The organism is Halomonas sp. JB37, from assembly GCF_002332255.1.
In the GTDB taxonomy this organism is placed as follows: Bacteria; Pseudomonadota; Gammaproteobacteria; order Pseudomonadales; family Halomonadaceae; genus Vreelandella; species Vreelandella casei.
In genome coordinates, this window is the sequence record NZ_NRGW01000001.1 from 3,599,381 (window position 1) to 3,614,573 (window position 15,193).

The 15,193-nt window shown below is 57.6% G+C and carries 11 protein-coding genes; 5 read left to right on the forward strand and 6 right to left on the reverse strand.

Translation table 11 applies throughout. From position 1 onward, the window contains the following. Positions 1-143: 143 nt before the first annotated feature. The 6 genes from CIK78_RS16720 to CIK78_RS16745 all read right to left on the reverse strand — a co-directional run bounded on the left by CIK78_RS16720 (position 144) and on the right by CIK78_RS16745 (position 8,380). Positions 144-1,025 (reverse strand): hypothetical protein, encoded by an 882-nt coding sequence (locus CIK78_RS16720; RefSeq protein ID WP_096282035.1) that lies wholly within the window; start codon positions 1,023-1,025, stop codon positions 144-146. After that, positions 1,022-2,257, reverse strand: a complete 1,236-nt coding sequence (locus CIK78_RS16725) for a hypothetical protein (protein ID WP_096282036.1) — start codon at positions 2,255-2,257, stop codon at positions 1,022-1,024. Before CIK78_RS16725 ends, CIK78_RS16720 begins: the two co-directional genes overlap by 4 nt. Then, a complete protein-coding gene (locus tag CIK78_RS16730; RefSeq protein WP_096282037.1) occupies positions 2,254-2,883 on the reverse strand; it encodes a hypothetical protein in 630 nt (209 codons plus the stop codon). The genes CIK78_RS16725 and CIK78_RS16730 overlap by 4 nt, the downstream gene beginning before the upstream one ends. Further along, on the reverse strand, positions 2,880-6,545 hold the full coding sequence (locus CIK78_RS16735; RefSeq protein ID WP_096282038.1) for an ATP-binding protein: 3,666 nt from the start codon (positions 6,543-6,545) through the stop codon (positions 2,880-2,882). The genes CIK78_RS16730 and CIK78_RS16735 overlap by 4 nt, the downstream gene beginning before the upstream one ends. A gap of 123 nt (positions 6,546-6,668) precedes the next feature. Next, on the reverse strand, positions 6,669-7,691 hold the full coding sequence (locus tag CIK78_RS16740; RefSeq protein ID WP_096282039.1) for a histone deacetylase family protein: 1,023 nt from the start codon (positions 7,689-7,691) through the stop codon (positions 6,669-6,671). Beyond that, on the reverse strand, positions 7,691-8,380 hold the full coding sequence (locus tag CIK78_RS16745) for a GntR family transcriptional regulator (RefSeq protein ID WP_096282040.1): 690 nt from the start codon (positions 8,378-8,380) through the stop codon (positions 7,691-7,693). The genes CIK78_RS16740 and CIK78_RS16745 overlap by 1 nt, the downstream gene beginning before the upstream one ends. 215 nt (positions 8,381-8,595) lie before the next feature. Here CIK78_RS16745 and CIK78_RS16750 point away from each other — a divergent pair, with 215 nt between their 5' ends. From CIK78_RS16750 to CIK78_RS16770, 5 genes are all read left to right on the forward strand, one after another. Further along, on the forward strand, positions 8,596-10,152 hold the full coding sequence (locus CIK78_RS16750) for an ABC transporter substrate-binding protein (protein ID WP_096282041.1): 1,557 nt from the start codon (positions 8,596-8,598) through the stop codon (positions 10,150-10,152). Positions 10,153-10,226: 74 nt separating this feature from the next. After that, positions 10,227-11,207: an ABC transporter permease gene (locus tag CIK78_RS16755; RefSeq protein WP_096282042.1), complete on the forward strand. Its 981-nt coding sequence runs from the start codon at positions 10,227-10,229 to the stop codon at positions 11,205-11,207. Next, positions 11,204-12,037, forward strand: a complete 834-nt coding sequence (locus tag CIK78_RS16760) for an ABC transporter permease (protein ID WP_096282043.1) — start codon at positions 11,204-11,206, stop codon at positions 12,035-12,037. The genes CIK78_RS16755 and CIK78_RS16760 overlap by 4 nt, the downstream gene beginning before the upstream one ends. A gap of 9 nt (positions 12,038-12,046) precedes the next feature. Continuing rightward, positions 12,047-13,678, forward strand: coding sequence for an ABC transporter ATP-binding protein (locus CIK78_RS16765; protein WP_096282044.1), 1,632 nt, complete (start codon positions 12,047-12,049; stop codon positions 13,676-13,678). Positions 13,679-13,772: 94 nt separating this feature from the next. Continuing rightward, positions 13,773-15,152 carry an FAD-binding oxidoreductase gene (locus CIK78_RS16770; RefSeq protein WP_096282045.1) on the forward strand — a complete coding sequence of 460 codons (1,380 nt, stop codon included), beginning with the start codon at positions 13,773-13,775 and terminating at the stop codon, positions 15,150-15,152. Positions 15,153-15,193 lie beyond the last annotated feature (41 nt).

Sequence of the window (15,193 nt, forward strand, 5' to 3'; positions counted from 1 at the left end):
AGCTAACACAGAGGAAAGACCGATTGAAACGAGCGAGGTGACAGTAACTCCACAATAAATAAAACATTAGGTAGCTAGTTTTATGGAGAAATTGCTACTGACAATTTTGTGAATGAACGCTTGCAGCCCAAACTCAATTGCTCCTAACAGAGTGCGACACACCACATCTCCCCACCAAACCACTGCTGCTTGAGCCCCCGCTGCTTTTCCAACATTAACGTCAGATACTCACGCAATGGATGAGCAGATGGCAGCGCAGCAAGGTGCTTGCGCAGCCTGCGCTGGTAAGAAAACTGTTCAGCAGGCACATGCAGCGGAGTAGCATGTTGGGTGAGCCATTTGATGTCGGGCAAGAGCAAGTGAGTAGCATTGCTGTCGAGGGCTAGCGTCACACCTTTAACATCGAAGTCACCGGCATAAATATGTGGCCTACCGGTTTTATGCCACGCATCGGCCAGCAAGGCGAAGCCGCCGCCGTAGTGGCTGTCGCCGCGGTAAACTATCAGCGGGTTAACGTAGTCGCTTAGCACTGGGCTATCGGCTGTAAACGCATAGAAGCTGTCGAGGTTTTCGACTTGAATTAAAGCGCTGAATGCGCTTAGTTTTAGCGTCTGAATATCCACATCGCGAATAGTGCTCGGCGGTTGTGCAAGCCCGTGTACGAACAACGGCGAGGCTTCCGGCGGTAGGCTGATTAATACCCGCCGTGCGCGGGGGCTTTCGCGGTTGGTTTTGTCTTCTTCTACGCCTTCTTTTGCCTGGGCGCCGCTGGCCAGGCCGCTTAGCGAGCGGCCCAGTGGCGCTATTTTTGCGCTTTCGAGTACGCCATTAATCTGTGCCAACAGCGCGGCATCAAAGCGCAGCGTTTTACCGCTTAGCCGCGCGGCTAGGTCAATATCATGCTGATGGCACCAGGCTACCATGTCGTCTACCCACTGGCGGCGCGGGCGCACTACCGTGGGCTGCTGACAGAGCAAGCGGGCGACTTCATTAAGCCCGGTGCGCGCGCGGCTGGGTAGGTTCATACCGGTACAGCCAACTGCAGTTCAACGTCATGAATCAGGCGCAGGTGATTGAAGGTACTCGCCTGGCTTTCCTGCTGTTTGAACCGAAATGCGCGCTGGTCGTTGCGCGGCAGGCCCTGGTATTCGGCAATCACCTGGAACAGCCAGATTTCATCCGGCCACTCCAGCGGGCTTTCTTGCAGATACTCAAGGGCGCTGACCGGCTCCGCCTGAGGCTGATCGATCACGCTTAGGTAGAAGTGCTCGACATCCTGTTTGAGCGCCTGCTGCCGGGCGGCGGCCATGCTAATTTGCTGGGCTTGAGCAGGGGCCGCGGCTTCTACTGACTGGGTGGTATGGCGCGGCTGGGGTAGCTGGTGCAGCAGCTCAGCCAGGGCTTGGCTGTCGAGGTTGCGGTCCAGCGCCGGGGCGGCTGCGGCGCTTAGCGGTGCGGCTTGATTCACCAGCGAGGGCACGTCGCTACGTCTTGCATAGTTGCTCGGTACAAAGCCGGGATGTTCGCGCATAAACGCCGCCATGCCGCTAATCAGGCGGCTGCGCGCCTGCTGCTTGCGAAAGCGCGCCATGAGTTCGATCAAGCGCCGCTGCACTTCACGCAGGCCGGTGTAGTGGTTACTTAACTGCTGCTGAAGCTGGCTGATCAATAGCTTGCGGAGGCTGCCGTCGCTGCCCACCAGTTCGATCAGCTCGTCGAAGTCGATCAGCGCTAGGCCATCCAGCAGGCGGGCGATCTGCTTTTGGGCGCGGTCGTTTTCACGGATTTTATCGTTGAGCTGGCTGACGAAACCGAAATCACTGTTCAGCCGCTGCCATAGGCTATCAATGGCATCGGCGAAGCGGCCGTTAAGGTCATCGACTTCCTGGCGCAGGCGCATCAGTTGCTGCTCCAACCACCAGTGCTCGCCACGGCTGCGCGCTTCGCGATAGCTGTGTACCAGGGAGCGAATCAGCTCCAGGGTTTCGGCTACATCGGCGTTGACGTGGCGGCGGGTTTCGTCGGCGAGCATCTCGGCGATCAGTTCGCGCACTTTGGGCGCTAGCTTCACGCCGCTCTGCTCATCCGGCCGCCATAGAATGCGCGCCGCCAGCAGCTTACGCAGCGCGCTGTCGCTGAGTGATTCCAGCGGCACTTCATCGCGGGTGTAGGCCTGCATCAGCGCTTCAGAATGCTTGCCCAGCAGCGCCAGCCGTTCACTGCCGGTTTTTAGCAGGCGGCTCTCTAGCTCACTCAAAGCAGCGCCTCCTGCTTGCCCTCTTCACCTTCGGCATCAATCGGCAGGTTCTCTTCATCGCGGATAAAGCGCACCAAGTCCACCAGGTAGTCGATCTTGCCGGTGACCACAAACACCTGCCGCTCTGAGTGCGGCTGGAGCAGGTAGCCGTGCTCTTTCAAGCGCTTGAAGACCTGCTTTACCTGGGCATCTAACTGGTCACTTTGCGAGCCAAAAAAGCTGTCGGTCGCCAGGCGTTCCAGGCGTTCGCGCAGGCTTTGGTTGTCTTCACACTTGGCGCTGAATTCCGCGGGTTTGAGGACATCGCCGGGGGCGGCCAGGGTATCGCGGCCCAGCGCCTCTTGAACCAGTTGCAGCCACTCCAGCAGCGGCAGCAGGCTATTGAGCGTATCGCCGAGCTGGCGCGAGAGCTGATCCCGGGAGCTGTCGTTAAGCTGCCGCCAAGCCAGAAAATAGACGCTGCCGTCTTCATTACTGGCCAAGCGGCGGTTCAAAGGGCGCAGATAGGCGTCAATCGCCTCGCGGGTCTCTTCATTGGCTAGGTGCCGATAGCCGCTTTCATCGCTCACCGGGCAGACAAACTCACCGGCCAGCAGGCGCTCAAGCAGTGGGCCATGTTCGATCATACCGTCACCTCCTGCTGACGCTCCTGAAGCCGCTCGGCCAAGCGGCTTAAGCGCGGTTCAATGCGCTTTAACACCCGCTTGTTGGGCTGGGTGTCATCGCGGTCAATCAAGTAGCGGTTGGCGAACAGCAGCAGCACGTCCGATTCAGGGTTGGGGAACGCACCTACAATGTGAATACGATTGCTGTCGCAGGCATCAAACAGCTTTTCGACGTTGTGGTACGCCAGCGTGCCAATCTCATCAATCGGCCAATGGATGGCGATTTCCGCATCACCGCGCAGCAGGCGGGTGAAGGCGAGCAGAAATTTACACAGAATCAGATACGCCATGCCGTGGCTAGAGGATTCCAACAGCTGGCGGTCGTTTTTGATAACCAGATCCGTGCCGCCTTCGTTGAGATGCAGCTCCAGGCGCAGCAGGCTTTCAAAGCTGTACTGCTGGTCGCTACGCAGCAGATCGACCACGTCCGCCAGGGTGTTTAAGTAGTCGTCGCTAGGCAGCGTTTGGCCGGATTCGCGCCATTCTTTATAGCGCTGGGCAAACAGCTTCAGCGGCTCCCAGAAGCCCAGCTCATCGATAGTCGACTGGATGCGCACTTCGGCCTTGCTGATGCCTTCCAGGCGCAGGTCATCGGCGACTTCTTCAGACAGCCGACGGCTCTGGGCGCTGATGCGGCGGTTCAAATCGCGGAACACGGTAAAGAACTTATCCAGGTCGTCGCTGAGATTGCGCCCTTCCTGAATCAGTTGCTGCTGTTGGTCTTCGAGCAGTTTGAGCATGTCGCGCAGTAGCGGTAGCTGTAGGCGCGGGTTGTCGCTTTGCAGCTTGCTGCGCTCACTTTCCAACGCTTCGGCAAAGCCGCTGCTGGCGTCTTTAATCAGCTGGCTTTCGACGTCTAAACAGCCACGGCGCAGCTGCTCAATCTGCTGGTGGCGGCTGCCTAATGCCTGTCGGGCGCGCTCAATGCGTTCTTCCACATCACCCAGCGCTTGGGTTGGCACTTGGCCGTCAGGTTCAATAGCCAGGCTTTCTAGCTGCGAGAGCAGTGGCTTCAACGCTTCCAGGCAGGCATGTTCGCTTTCACGCTGGGTTTTAAGCCCGCTTACAGCACTCTGGTGAGTTTTACGCGCGGCCTGAAAGTCGTTTTTGAGATGCTCTTTATCGCGTGCCAACTGCTGGTCGGCCTGCGCAAGTTCGGCTTCTTGGGCGACAAGCTGCGGCTTGTGCTGCCCCCACTCGACGCGCATAAAGCGCGTGTAGTCGGTGAGCTCATCCTGCCGCGCGGCGGTCGTGCGGATGCGCTCGTCCTGGCTCGCCAGGCGCTCTTTGGTGGCTTTGAGCTGGGCCGGGTCGACGCCTTGCTCGGCAAGCTCTTGGCTAAAGGCGTCCTCAAGCTCAGCGCGCTGGCGCTGGTGTTCAGCGTTAGCATCGCTAAGCTGCTGTTTATACTGACGCAGCTGGGCATCCAGGCTGTCTACCTGGCTTTGGCCGTCAGCTTTTAACTCTAACAGCTGGCTTTGCTGCGTTTCGCCAAGCGCCGCAAGTGCCTGCTGTTTTTCTTCACGCAGTGCGGCTTGCGCCTGCTCTTGGTTGGCTAACGCGGCCTGATGGGCGGCGCGGCGCTCCTGCTGGTGCTTGGTTTGACGCTCCTGCTGCTGGCGGCGCGCCTCTAGCGCAAACTCGACTTCCTGCTCGGCGCGCCGATGCGCCATGCGGGCCTGATCCTGGGCTTCATCGGCCTGCTGTACGCGCTCGTTGTGCTGCTTAAGCGCTTTTTCGGTTGCTTGACACTCTGACTGCACGCGCCGCTTGGCGGTATCCGCCGCTTCAATCGCGGCCAGCAGGCTGGCTTCATCCTGGGCGTAGCTCGGCAGGGCAATGGCAGAAAGATCTAATACCAATCCAAACAGGTCGTCGCTAGCGCCTTCGGCAAGCCGTGGGGCTAAATCGCGCCGCTCTAATAGCTCTGGGGCAACGACCTTGCCTAGCTGCTGCTCCCAGCCGGGGCGATGGTAGCGCAGAAAGTGGCGCAGGCTGCCCTGCTCGGGGTCACGCTGCTGATAAAGCGCAAAGCTGCGCTGCTCGGCGCGTTCAAGCTGTTGGCGAAGCTGCACCAGCTGCTGCTCAGCGGCGTCGCGTTCGCGCTTGCGGGTTTCAAACTCACGGCGTAGCCCGTCTAGGGTTGCGGCCGCCCCGCTGCGCTCCTGCTGGGCTTGGTCCAAGCGCGCCTGGGCAAGCTCCGCGTCGTTGGCCTCTTCCGTGGTTTGGCTGGTCAGTGAAAGCTGGGCTTTCAGCTCGGCTAGCTGCTCAACGCCTAGCTCTAGCTGGGCCTGATACTCGCCCTCAAGGCGCTGGCGCTGCTGCTGATAGCGCTCATTGAGCTTCTGCTCCGCCTCCCACTGCTGTTCGCGGCGCTGGGCTTTTTCTTCCACCAAGGCGTCGATCAGCTCCTGGGCTTCACGGGTTTGGCGAGCTAACGACTCTGAGAGTTCGCGCAGCCGGCCATCCAGTCGCGCCTGGCTCTCTTTCACCGCGCCCTGCATTTCATTTAAGTGGGCCTGCAGCTGATCGCGCTGTTCGCGCCACTGGGGCAGCGCGTTGATATCGCGCTCCAGGGCGGGCATGTCCGCGTCAGAGTAGCGCTCAAACTGGGTTTGCAGATCATTGAGACGGCGCTGGGTGTGCTGTAAATCGCTGACCACTTCGCTATGGCGGTCGTTAAGCTCATCGCGCGCCTGGGCATAGCCGCTTTCACGCTGCTGAAACTCGCGCTGATGGCGAGTAAGTTCAGCGTCCACGTCGGCCATACGCCGCTCTGCCCGCTGGCGGTCATCTTCAAGCTGAGGCTTTAGCTGCCATAGCGTGGCGTCTAAATGGGCTAGCTCGCGGTCGATACCGGCCAACCGAGCCAGCGATGCCTGCAGCGGCTCTAGCCGCATGGATTGGCGCATCTGGGCAATCCACTCGCGCGCTTTGGTATTGCGAATGCGCGTGACCGGAAGCTCAACGCCGTCTTCTTCAAAAATAGCCGCCAGCATGGTTTTGAGGGTGTCCATCTTGCCCTCTTTGGCATGCACCGCGGAAACCAGCTTTTCGATATGGCGAATGCGGCGCTCGGGTTTGACCAGGCTAAACTGCGCCGCGATTTGGCGCAGTTTGAGGCCATCGCGGCTGTTGCCATGCAGCTGGGTAAAGTCGTTTTGAATCACCGAGCGAAATTCAGAGGTCGCGCCCAGCTTGGACGACACCGGCGTGCCGCTGCGACGCAGGCCGCTGGCCCACTGGCTGTAATCCAGCGCGGCCACGCCCGCCTCGCTTTCAACCAAGTAATCTTCCGGCTGATAGGGCCCGCCAACAAAGCGGTACTCGACCCCGCCTTCGGCTTTACGCGTGAGCACCGCCTGGCAAACATTGCCCGCTTCGCGACGATATTCGTACACCAGGTAGCTATTGCGATGAGGCAAATAAAACGCATCGAACTTCATGCGGGTTTTCGGCACGACCTTATTAGGCAGTTCGCCGTAAAACACCGGCACCAACCGCTGCAGCGTGGTTTTGCCTGAGGCATTGGTGCCACAAATATTGGTGTGTCCGTCCACACTCAGTTCCACCACCCCTTCCAGGTGGCCGTGAATCATCACGATGCGTAGCAGGTGGGCCATGCCGTGTCCTTTCGTTTGCTGATCGAATCGTTTTGCTGATCAAAGAAAGCGACTATCTTGCCAGACACATTGATAGCTTGTCTTACTCTTATCGAGCGTTTGGATTCGGCATTGCCACCAGTATCAAGCGGTACCCAGCAACCCTGCAAAAAAACTCACCGCGTTGGCTTCCAACCCTTCAAGGTAATATCCGCCTTCCTGCACCACCAGCGTAGGTACATTCAAGCCGGCTACTTTACGGCCTAGCTCACAAAACCCTGGGGTTGAAACAGTCACCTTGGCTTGGGGGTCAAGCGCGTAAATGTCGAATCCCAGCGCCAGCACTATCGCATCGGGTTCAAATAGCCGAATGGCCTGGCAGGCTTGTTCCAGGCGATCAAAAAACACCGATTCCGGTGAACCGTGGGGCATCGGCAGGTTGAGGTTGTAGCCCAGCCCGGCACCCTGCCCACGCTCGTCTTCAAAGCCGGTTACTGCGGGGTAAAAGTTGGTGGTATCACCGTGAATCGAGATATACAGCACATCGTCGCGCTGGTAGAAGATTTCCTGAATACCCTGCCCATGATGCATGTCAGGGTCTAACACCACGATGCGCGGGTAGCGCGTTTTAAGATGCTGCGCGGCAATGGCGGCATTATTGAGAAAGCAAAAGCCACCGGCGGAGTCGATGCCTGCGTGATGACCCGGCGGGCGCGATAGCGCATAGGCAAACCGATCGCCCGCCAGCAAGGCCTCGGCACCGGCCACCGCGCTTTGCGCTGACCAGTAAGCCGACTGCCAAGTATGTTGCCCAACCGGTGCGCTGCCGTCTGCCAGGTAGCGTGCGGCTTCTGCCAAGATGCCGCGCAGGGCGTTGGGCGAGCGCACGAAGATATTGGAGATCACCTCTTCCCCCCAGTCTTCTTCAAGCTCATGCCAGCGCCGATAAGCACTTTTAAGAAAACGCAGATAGGCAAACGAATGGACCGCCCTTAGCGGCGCCACGCCGTAATCCAGGGGTTCCTGGACATCAAAACCAAGACGTTTAGCGGCTGCCAGTAGCTGCGTGGCGCGCTCGGGCACTTCCTGGGGCGTGCGCATTTTCCCGCGGGAGAAGTAGGTTTGCGGCTGATGGAGCAGTTGCTCAGCGTGGAAGAATGTTTTCATCAGTATGCCACCCCTATTTCGCCCACACCCTTTACTACGGAGTCGCGGGCCACGCCGATATGGTAGTCAATTGCCTCGCGGCAAGCCTCAGGGCTGCCGCTATCCAGCGCATCGAGCAGTTTGAAGTGGCTGGTCGCGATGGTGTCGGGGGCTTCATGCGTTTTGGTAATTAAGGTAATGCATAAGCGCAGCTCGTGACTCAAGTCGTTAAAGGCGCGCAGCAGCCGCTCGTTGCCCGCGTAGTGCAGCATTAAACGATGAAACTGCAGATCCTCTTCAATACGGCGCGTGCCGTCGTTACCGATGGCGGCCTCACAGAGCACCTCTACCTGTTGCTTTAGCGCGCGCTGGGCATCGGGAGTATAGCGGCCGACTAGGCAATGGATCGCATGACGCTCCAGGCACAGGCGAAAATCAAAGACATCTTCGAGTTCAACGGCATTCAACGCCCTAACAAAGAAGCCGCGCCGGGGTTTTGATATCAGCAGCCCGCGGCTTTCCAACAGGCGCGCCGCCTCTCGCACCGGTGCACGGCTAACGCCCAAGTCGCGGGAAAGCTGCACTTCTGAAAGCCGTTCACCGGGTAAAAAATGCTGCTTAACAATCGCTTGGGTCAAGTAGTCGGCAACTTGCTCGGCTAAGTTTTGCTGTTGAATAAAGGCCTTGGGAGGCACCGTTGATGAGACCATAAACGTTACTCATGGGGTATGACGCGTTTTCTTCAGTATGACGAAAAAAAACTCCTTGTCGACGAACGATTGCCGACTGTCGACAGTTTTACCACATGCTGCTATTTTCAAAGAAGGTCTCTAACAAACACTACAACTGGGCCTTAAACGCCACGCCTCGCTCGCCTAACGACTACGTAAACTCATTACGTGCTAATAACTGAGGAGCAGGAAACATGAAAAAAACTTTAGCGTTGGCTATTTCCGCTGCAGCACTCGCCTTTACCTCTGCCGCCCTGGCCGAAGACCCCAAAGCAGGGGGAACCGTTAACACGATTATTCAGCCAGAGCCGCCAGGCTTGGTGCTCGGTATGGTGCAAAATGCCCCCACGCGCACCGTAGCGGGCAATATTTACGAAGGGCTCATACGCTACTCCACTGATCTTGAGCCGATGCCGCAGCTGGCAGAGTCATGGGACGTCAGTGAGGATGGCCGGACCTATACCTTTCACCTGCGCGAAGGCGTTACCTGGCACGATGGCGAAGCCTTCACCGCAGATGACGTGGTGTTCTCTGCCGATGTATTCCACCGCGAGTTAAACCCCAGCGCGCGGGCCGTGTTACAACACGTTGAAAGCATTGAAGCCACCGACGACCACACCGTGGTCTTTACCCTGATTCAACCCTTTGGCCCGTTCCTGCTCTCGTTTGAAGCGGGCACGTTCACCATGGTGCCCGAGCACCTTTACGCCGGCACTGATTTCCGTAATAACGAGCACAACGATCACCCGATTGGCACTGGCCCGTTTAAGTTCGCTAACTGGGAACGCGGTACGGTTATCGAGCTAGTGAAAAACGAAGACTATTACGAAGACGGCCTGCCCTACCTGGACGGCATTAACTGGCACATCATTCCTGACGGCGCTTCCCGCGCAGTCTCATTCGAAAATGAGAGTATCGATGTGCTGCCTAGCGGCACCGTCGAAAACTTCGACATTCCTCGCTTAGCGCAAATGGATAATGTTTGCATGACCGAAGAGGGCCACGAGTACTTCAGCCCCTATTCGATGCTATGGATGAATAACCGCGAAGGCCCCACCGCGGATAAACGCTTCCGCCAAGCGGTGATGTATGCCATGGACCGGGAGTTCGCCCGCGATGTGCTGTGGAACGGCCTGGGCAAAGTACCGCTTTCTGCCTTTGGCTCTAACGCGCGCTTCCAGAATGAAGATTTAGAACCTTACAACTATGACCCAGACCGTGCCCGTGAGCTGCTAGAGGAAATGGGCTACGACGGCGAAGAAATCACCATTCTGCCACTGCCTTACGGTGAAACCTGGACCCGTTGGGCCGAAGCCGTGCAGCAAAACCTACGCGAAGTGGGCATTAACGTCAGCACTCAAGCCACCGACGTGGGCGGCTGGAACCAGCGCTTGGGCGACTGGGATTATGACTTGGCCTTCACTTACCTGTACCAATACGGTGACCCGGCGCTGGGCATTTCACGTACCTATCTTTCTGACAATATTGCCAAAGGGTCGCCCTGGAATAACGTAGAAGGCTACGAAAATGCACGCGTTGACGAGCTGTTTAATGAAGCAGCCACTGCTTTTCCTGACGCAGAACGCGAGGCGCTTTACCGCGAAGTTCAAGAAATCCTTCATGAAGATGTACCCGTTGGCTGGCTGATGGAGCTAGGGTTTCCGACGCTATACCGCTGTGATGTGAAAAATCTGGTGACGTCTAGCGTAGGCGTTAACGACGGCTTTAAGGATGCCTGGCTAGACCGCTAGTTTTTAGCTAATGCCTAGCCCCACCCAGGCATTGCGCGCTGGGTGGGCGTTTCAGCTACGTCAGGAATGTGCCCATGGTTTACGCTCGCTTAATACTCATGCGGCTTTTTAAAGCCGTTATTGTACTGTTTTTAATCGTTATTTTTAATTTTTTACTGATTCAGCTAGCCCCCGGTGACCCAGCATCCATTCTGGCTGGCCAAGCGGGCGCTGCAGACCAAGAGTTCCTCAATCAGCTGCGCGAGCGCTTCGGCCTCGACCAGCCGATGTATGTTCAACTCTGGCGCTACGTGTCGGGCATTGCCATGCTCGATTTCGGCTACTCCTACCGCCTGGGCGTTCCGGTGTTTGACCTGATTATGGCGCGCCTGCCCGCTACGCTACTGCTCACCGGCACGGCCTTTGTGCTTTCGTTAGTACTCGGCATTGTCGCGGGTTCGATGGCGGCAGCGCGGATTAAAAAGCCCTCTGGCTCGATCATTATGGCGCTGGCGCTGGTGTTTTATGCCACGCCGCTGTTCTGGGTCGCGCTGATGTCAGTGGTGGTGTTTTCGGTTTACTTGGGTTGGCTGCCGGCCTACGGCCTTTACACCGTTGGCGCAGGCCATACCGGCTTTGCACTGGCGCTTGATGTCGCTAAGCATCTGGTACTTCCTGCCACAACCTTAGCGCTGTTCTTTATGGCGATTTATACCCGAATGACGCGCACATCCATGCTTGATGCCGCTCAGCAGGATTACGTTAAAACCGCCCGGGCCAAGGGCTTAAAACCGAGCATTATTCAGCGCCGCCATGTGCTGCGTAATGCGCTGCTGCCGATTATCACGTTAGCAGGCCTTCAAGCGGGGCAAATGGTCGGCGGGGCGATTCTGACCGAAACCGTGTTTGCCTGGCCGGGCATTGGGCGGTTGATGTTTGAAGCGCTAGAGCAGCGCGACTACAACCTGCTGCTGGGTATTTTCTTCTTCTCGGCGGCCTTGGTCATCGTCTTCAATATCATCACTGATGTGGTGTACAGCCTGGCTGATCCACGCATCAAGAAGGGGGCCGCATGAGCTTTTTCGCACGCTTCGCGCAAAACCGTGGCGCCCTCGTCGGGCTGACTATTCTGCTGGCGATTATCGCGATGGCCATACTCGCCCCGCTGCTGTTTCCTGAATCGCCCTGGCGTATGGTGCAGCGGCCCTTTCTGCCACCGCTCTCGCAAGATGGGTTTCCGCTAGGCACCGACACCATGGGTCGCAACGTGGCTTCCGGCTTAATGCACGGCGCCTGGGTATCGCTATTGATCGGACTCGTTTCGACTAGTGTGGCGCTGCTTATTGGCGTTCCACTGGGTGCGATTGCCGGTTACTACGGCGGGTTAGTTGACGACATCCTGATGCGCTTTACCGAGTTTTTTCAGACGATTCCCAACTTCGCCCTGGCGATCGTGCTGGTAGCGATTATGCAGCCCAGCATCACCTCAATAGTGCTGGCGATTGCGATTGTCAGCTGGCCACCGGTGGCCCGCTTGGTGCGCGCTGAGTTTATGTCGCTGCGCAACCGTGAATATGTCGAAGCCGCGCGCTTAGTTGGCCAATCCAATAGCACTATTATCCTGCGCCAGATTCTGCCCAATACGCTGTCGCCAATTATCGTACTGGCGTCATTAATGGTGGCCACCGCTATCTTGTTGGAATCGGCGCTGTCGTTTCTTGGTTTGGGCGATCCTAACGTGATGTCCTGGGGCTATATGATTGGCGCGGCACGCACGGTGATTCGTCAGGCGTGGTGGCTAAGTTTCTTCCCTGGAGTCGCCATATTGCTCACCGTGCTGGCGTTAAATCTGGTCGGTGAAGGGCTAGATGATGCGCTAAACCCCAAACTTTCCCGCGAGCGCTAGGAGCTTGTTATGAATGAAGCTTCAACAGAAACCGTACTTAGTATTCGCGATCTCAATATTGCGCTACCTAAGGGTGCGGATCGTGCCCTGGCGGTTGAGAATGTTAGCTACGACGTAAAGCGCGGCGAAATCATGTGCGTGGTCGGCGAATCCGGCTCAGGCAAATCGATGGCTGCCAACGCCGTGATGGGGTTGCTGCCCAAGGGCGTCAACGCCACTCAAGGCGAGATAACGTTTGAGGGGCTGAACCTACTCACCCTGACGGAAAAACAGCACCGTGCCCTACGTGGGCTAAAAATCGGCATGATCTTCCAGGAACCCATGACCGCCCTTAATCCGCTGATGCGGGTAGGCGCACAAATTGCCGAAGTGTTTGAGGCCCACGGCCAATTCACCGCAAAAGAGCGCCAGGCGCGAGCGCTGGAGCTATTAATTGAAGTCGGCATACCCCAGCCCGAAAAAGCCATTCGCGCCTATCCGTTCGAGCTTTCCGGCGGACAGCGCCAACGGGTGATGATCGCAATGGCACTGGCGTTGGAACCGATTCTACTGATTGCCGATGAGCCCACCACGGCGCTGGATGTAACGACCCAGGCGCAGATTCTGGAACTGATTCGCGATTTGCAAAGCCAGCGCGGTATGTCGGTGATGTTTATCACCCACGACTTTGGCGTCGTCGCTGAAATAGCCAATCGCGTCTGCGTGATGCGCCACGGAAAAATAGTGGAGCTAGGTGATGCGAAAGCGGTGCTGGAGAATCCTCAAGATGCCTACACCCAGGCGCTGATCGCAGCGATTCCCAGCAATGCGGTACCGCCTCACCGCGAGACCAGCCAAGTGGCCCCGCTGCTGGAGATAAAGCAGCTCAATAAAGTGTTTCGTTCCCGGGGCGGCTGGCTTAAACCCTCCCGAGAAGTCCGTGCCCTTGAGGATGTATCGCTTACCCTGGCGCGGGGTGAAACGGTGGGTATTGTGGGCGAATCCGGCTCGGGAAAATCTACCTTGGGTCGCTGCGTGGTGCGACTTGAGAATCCTGACAGCGGCGAACTGCTGCTAGATGGCGTGAATCTTTCGCAGCTTAAAGGCGATGCGCTGCGACGCGAACGCCACCGAGTGCAGATGATTTTTCAAGACCCTTACGCCTCGCTCAATCCGCGCACCAAAGTGGGCATGGCGGTTGCCCAGGGGCCGATTGCCAACGGCACGTCAAAAGCGGCGGCGCTCAAGCAGGCAGGTGAACTGCTGGAGATGGTCGGCTTGGGCGCCGGGGCGGCAGAGCGCTATCCGCATGAATTTTCCGGGGGCCAGCGCCAGCGGATTGGCATTGCCAGAGCGCTAGCATTGAACCCAGAGTTGATCGTCGCGGACGAAGCCGTCTCAGCGTTGGACGTGTCCATTCAGGCTCAGGTGTTGGAGCTGCTGGAAGAACTGAAGCAACGCCTCTCTTTGTCGCTGCTCTTTATCACTCACGACCTGCGGGTGGCGGCGCATATTTGCGATCGTATTGTGGTGATGCAGCATGGCCGCATTGTCGAGCAAGGCAGCGCCGAGCAGATCTTTCTTGCTCCCCGCGAGGCATATACCCAGGCCCTGCTCAAAGCGATTCCAGGGCGTGTGGCTCCCGTAGCGGCTACGGCGTAGGTTTTTAAAGTGGTGTCGTTCATAATCGAATAGTTAAAAACTAATATTCAAAACACTAATGTAGTAAACCGAAAAGATGAGCTAAGGAACCCTCATGCAGATAACCCTGGAGGCGCTGCGCGCCATTGTTGGCCCGGCCCACGTATTAACGGGTGACGATGTGCATGGCCGCCGCGTGGACTGGATGACCGGCGCGCCCTGCCAGGCGGGAGCGATTATTCGCCCCGCAGACACCGAGCAGGTAGCGGCGGTCATGCGCGCTTGTTATGAGGTGCAGCAGCCGGTAGTCACTCACGGCGGATTAACCGGATTAGTACATGGCGCTGAAGCAAGCCCTGACGAGCTGGTCATTTCCCTTGAGCGCCTGACGGCTATTGAAGAGATCGACCAGATCGGCGGCACGCTCACTGTTCAAGCCGGAGCACCGCTGCAGCGGGTTCAAGAAGCAGCGCGAGAAGTCGGCCTGCAGTTTCCGCTTGATTTAGGCGCCCGAGGCAGCTGTACGATCGGCGGCAATATCGCCACCAACGCAGGCGGCGTGCGGGTGATTCGCTACGGCATGATGCGCCAGCAGGTGCTCGGCCTGGAAGCGGTGATGGCCGATGGCCGTGTGGTTAGCTCGATGAATCGCATGCTTAAAAATAATGCCGGTTTTGATTTAAAGCAGCTGTTTATCGGCAGCGAAGGCACCCTGGGCATTGTGACGCGCGCCGTGCTGCGTCTGCAGCCTCCTACACCCAGCGAGCAGACGGCGATGGTTGCCTGCCCTTCGTTTGAAGCGTTAACCGGCCTGCTCAGCCATATGGGCAAAGCGCTAGGCGGAAGCCTGGGCGCCTTTGAAGTCATGTGGCAAAACTACTACCGCCTGCTGACGGAAACCATGGGGCGCCATACGCCGCCTATTGCTACCGAACACCCTTTTTATGTGATTATTGAGTCACTGGGCAGCGATGCCGAGCGCAATGCCAGCCAGTTCAGCGAAGCACTGGAAAGTGCGCTAGAGAGTGAATTGATTGTCGATGCGGTGATCGCGCAATCCCACGCCCAGCGCGATGGGCTGTGGGCCATTCGTGAAGATATTGAAGGACTGGTTAAAGGCATGTCACCGGTTTTCACCTTTGATGTCAGTCTGCCGATTGCCGATATGCAGCGCTACACCCTCGCGCTGGAAACGCAGCTAACGCAGCGCTGGCCAGAGGCGCGGCTAGTGGTGTTTGGCCACTTAGGCGATGGCAATCTGCATATTTCCGTGAGTACGGGCAACGATGCCATCGAAATTCGCCGTGAAGTCGAAGCCATGGTTTATGAGCCGCTGACCGCACTTGGCGGGTCGGTGTCCGCTGAACACGGCATTGGCCTAGAAAAGCGCCCGTGGCTAAGCACCTGCCGTGCCAGCGCCGAGATCGAGTTGATGCAGACCCTCAAGCAAGCGTTAGACCCGCTCAATTTATTGAATCGCGGTAAAGTGCTTTAACTACACGCCCAACGCTGATCATTACGACTGTTTTTGAGACC

Coding starts and splice junctions, on each gene's coding strand:
- CIK78_RS16720 (WP_096282035.1), bottom strand. CDS start 1,025: ATGAACCTACCCAGCCGCGCGCGCACCGGGCTTAATGAAGTCGCCCGC.
- CIK78_RS16770 (WP_096282045.1), top strand. CDS start 13,773: ATGCAGATAACCCTGGAGGCGCTGCGCGCCATTGTTGGCCCGGCCCAC.
- CIK78_RS16760 (WP_096282043.1), top strand. CDS start 11,204: ATGAGCTTTTTCGCACGCTTCGCGCAAAACCGTGGCGCCCTCGTCGGG.
- CIK78_RS16740 (WP_096282039.1), bottom strand. CDS start 7,691: ATGAAAACATTCTTCCACGCTGAGCAACTGCTCCATCAGCCGCAAACC.
- CIK78_RS16735 (WP_096282038.1), bottom strand. CDS start 6,545: ATGGCCCACCTGCTACGCATCGTGATGATTCACGGCCACCTGGAAGGG.
- CIK78_RS16730 (WP_096282037.1), bottom strand. CDS start 2,883: ATGATCGAACATGGCCCACTGCTTGAGCGCCTGCTGGCCGGTGAGTTT.
- CIK78_RS16750 (WP_096282041.1), top strand. CDS start 8,596: ATGAAAAAAACTTTAGCGTTGGCTATTTCCGCTGCAGCACTCGCCTTT.
- CIK78_RS16765 (WP_096282044.1), top strand. CDS start 12,047: ATGAATGAAGCTTCAACAGAAACCGTACTTAGTATTCGCGATCTCAAT.
- CIK78_RS16755 (WP_096282042.1), top strand. CDS start 10,227: ATGGTTTACGCTCGCTTAATACTCATGCGGCTTTTTAAAGCCGTTATT.
- CIK78_RS16745 (WP_096282040.1), bottom strand. CDS start 8,380: ATGGTCTCATCAACGGTGCCTCCCAAGGCCTTTATTCAACAGCAAAAC.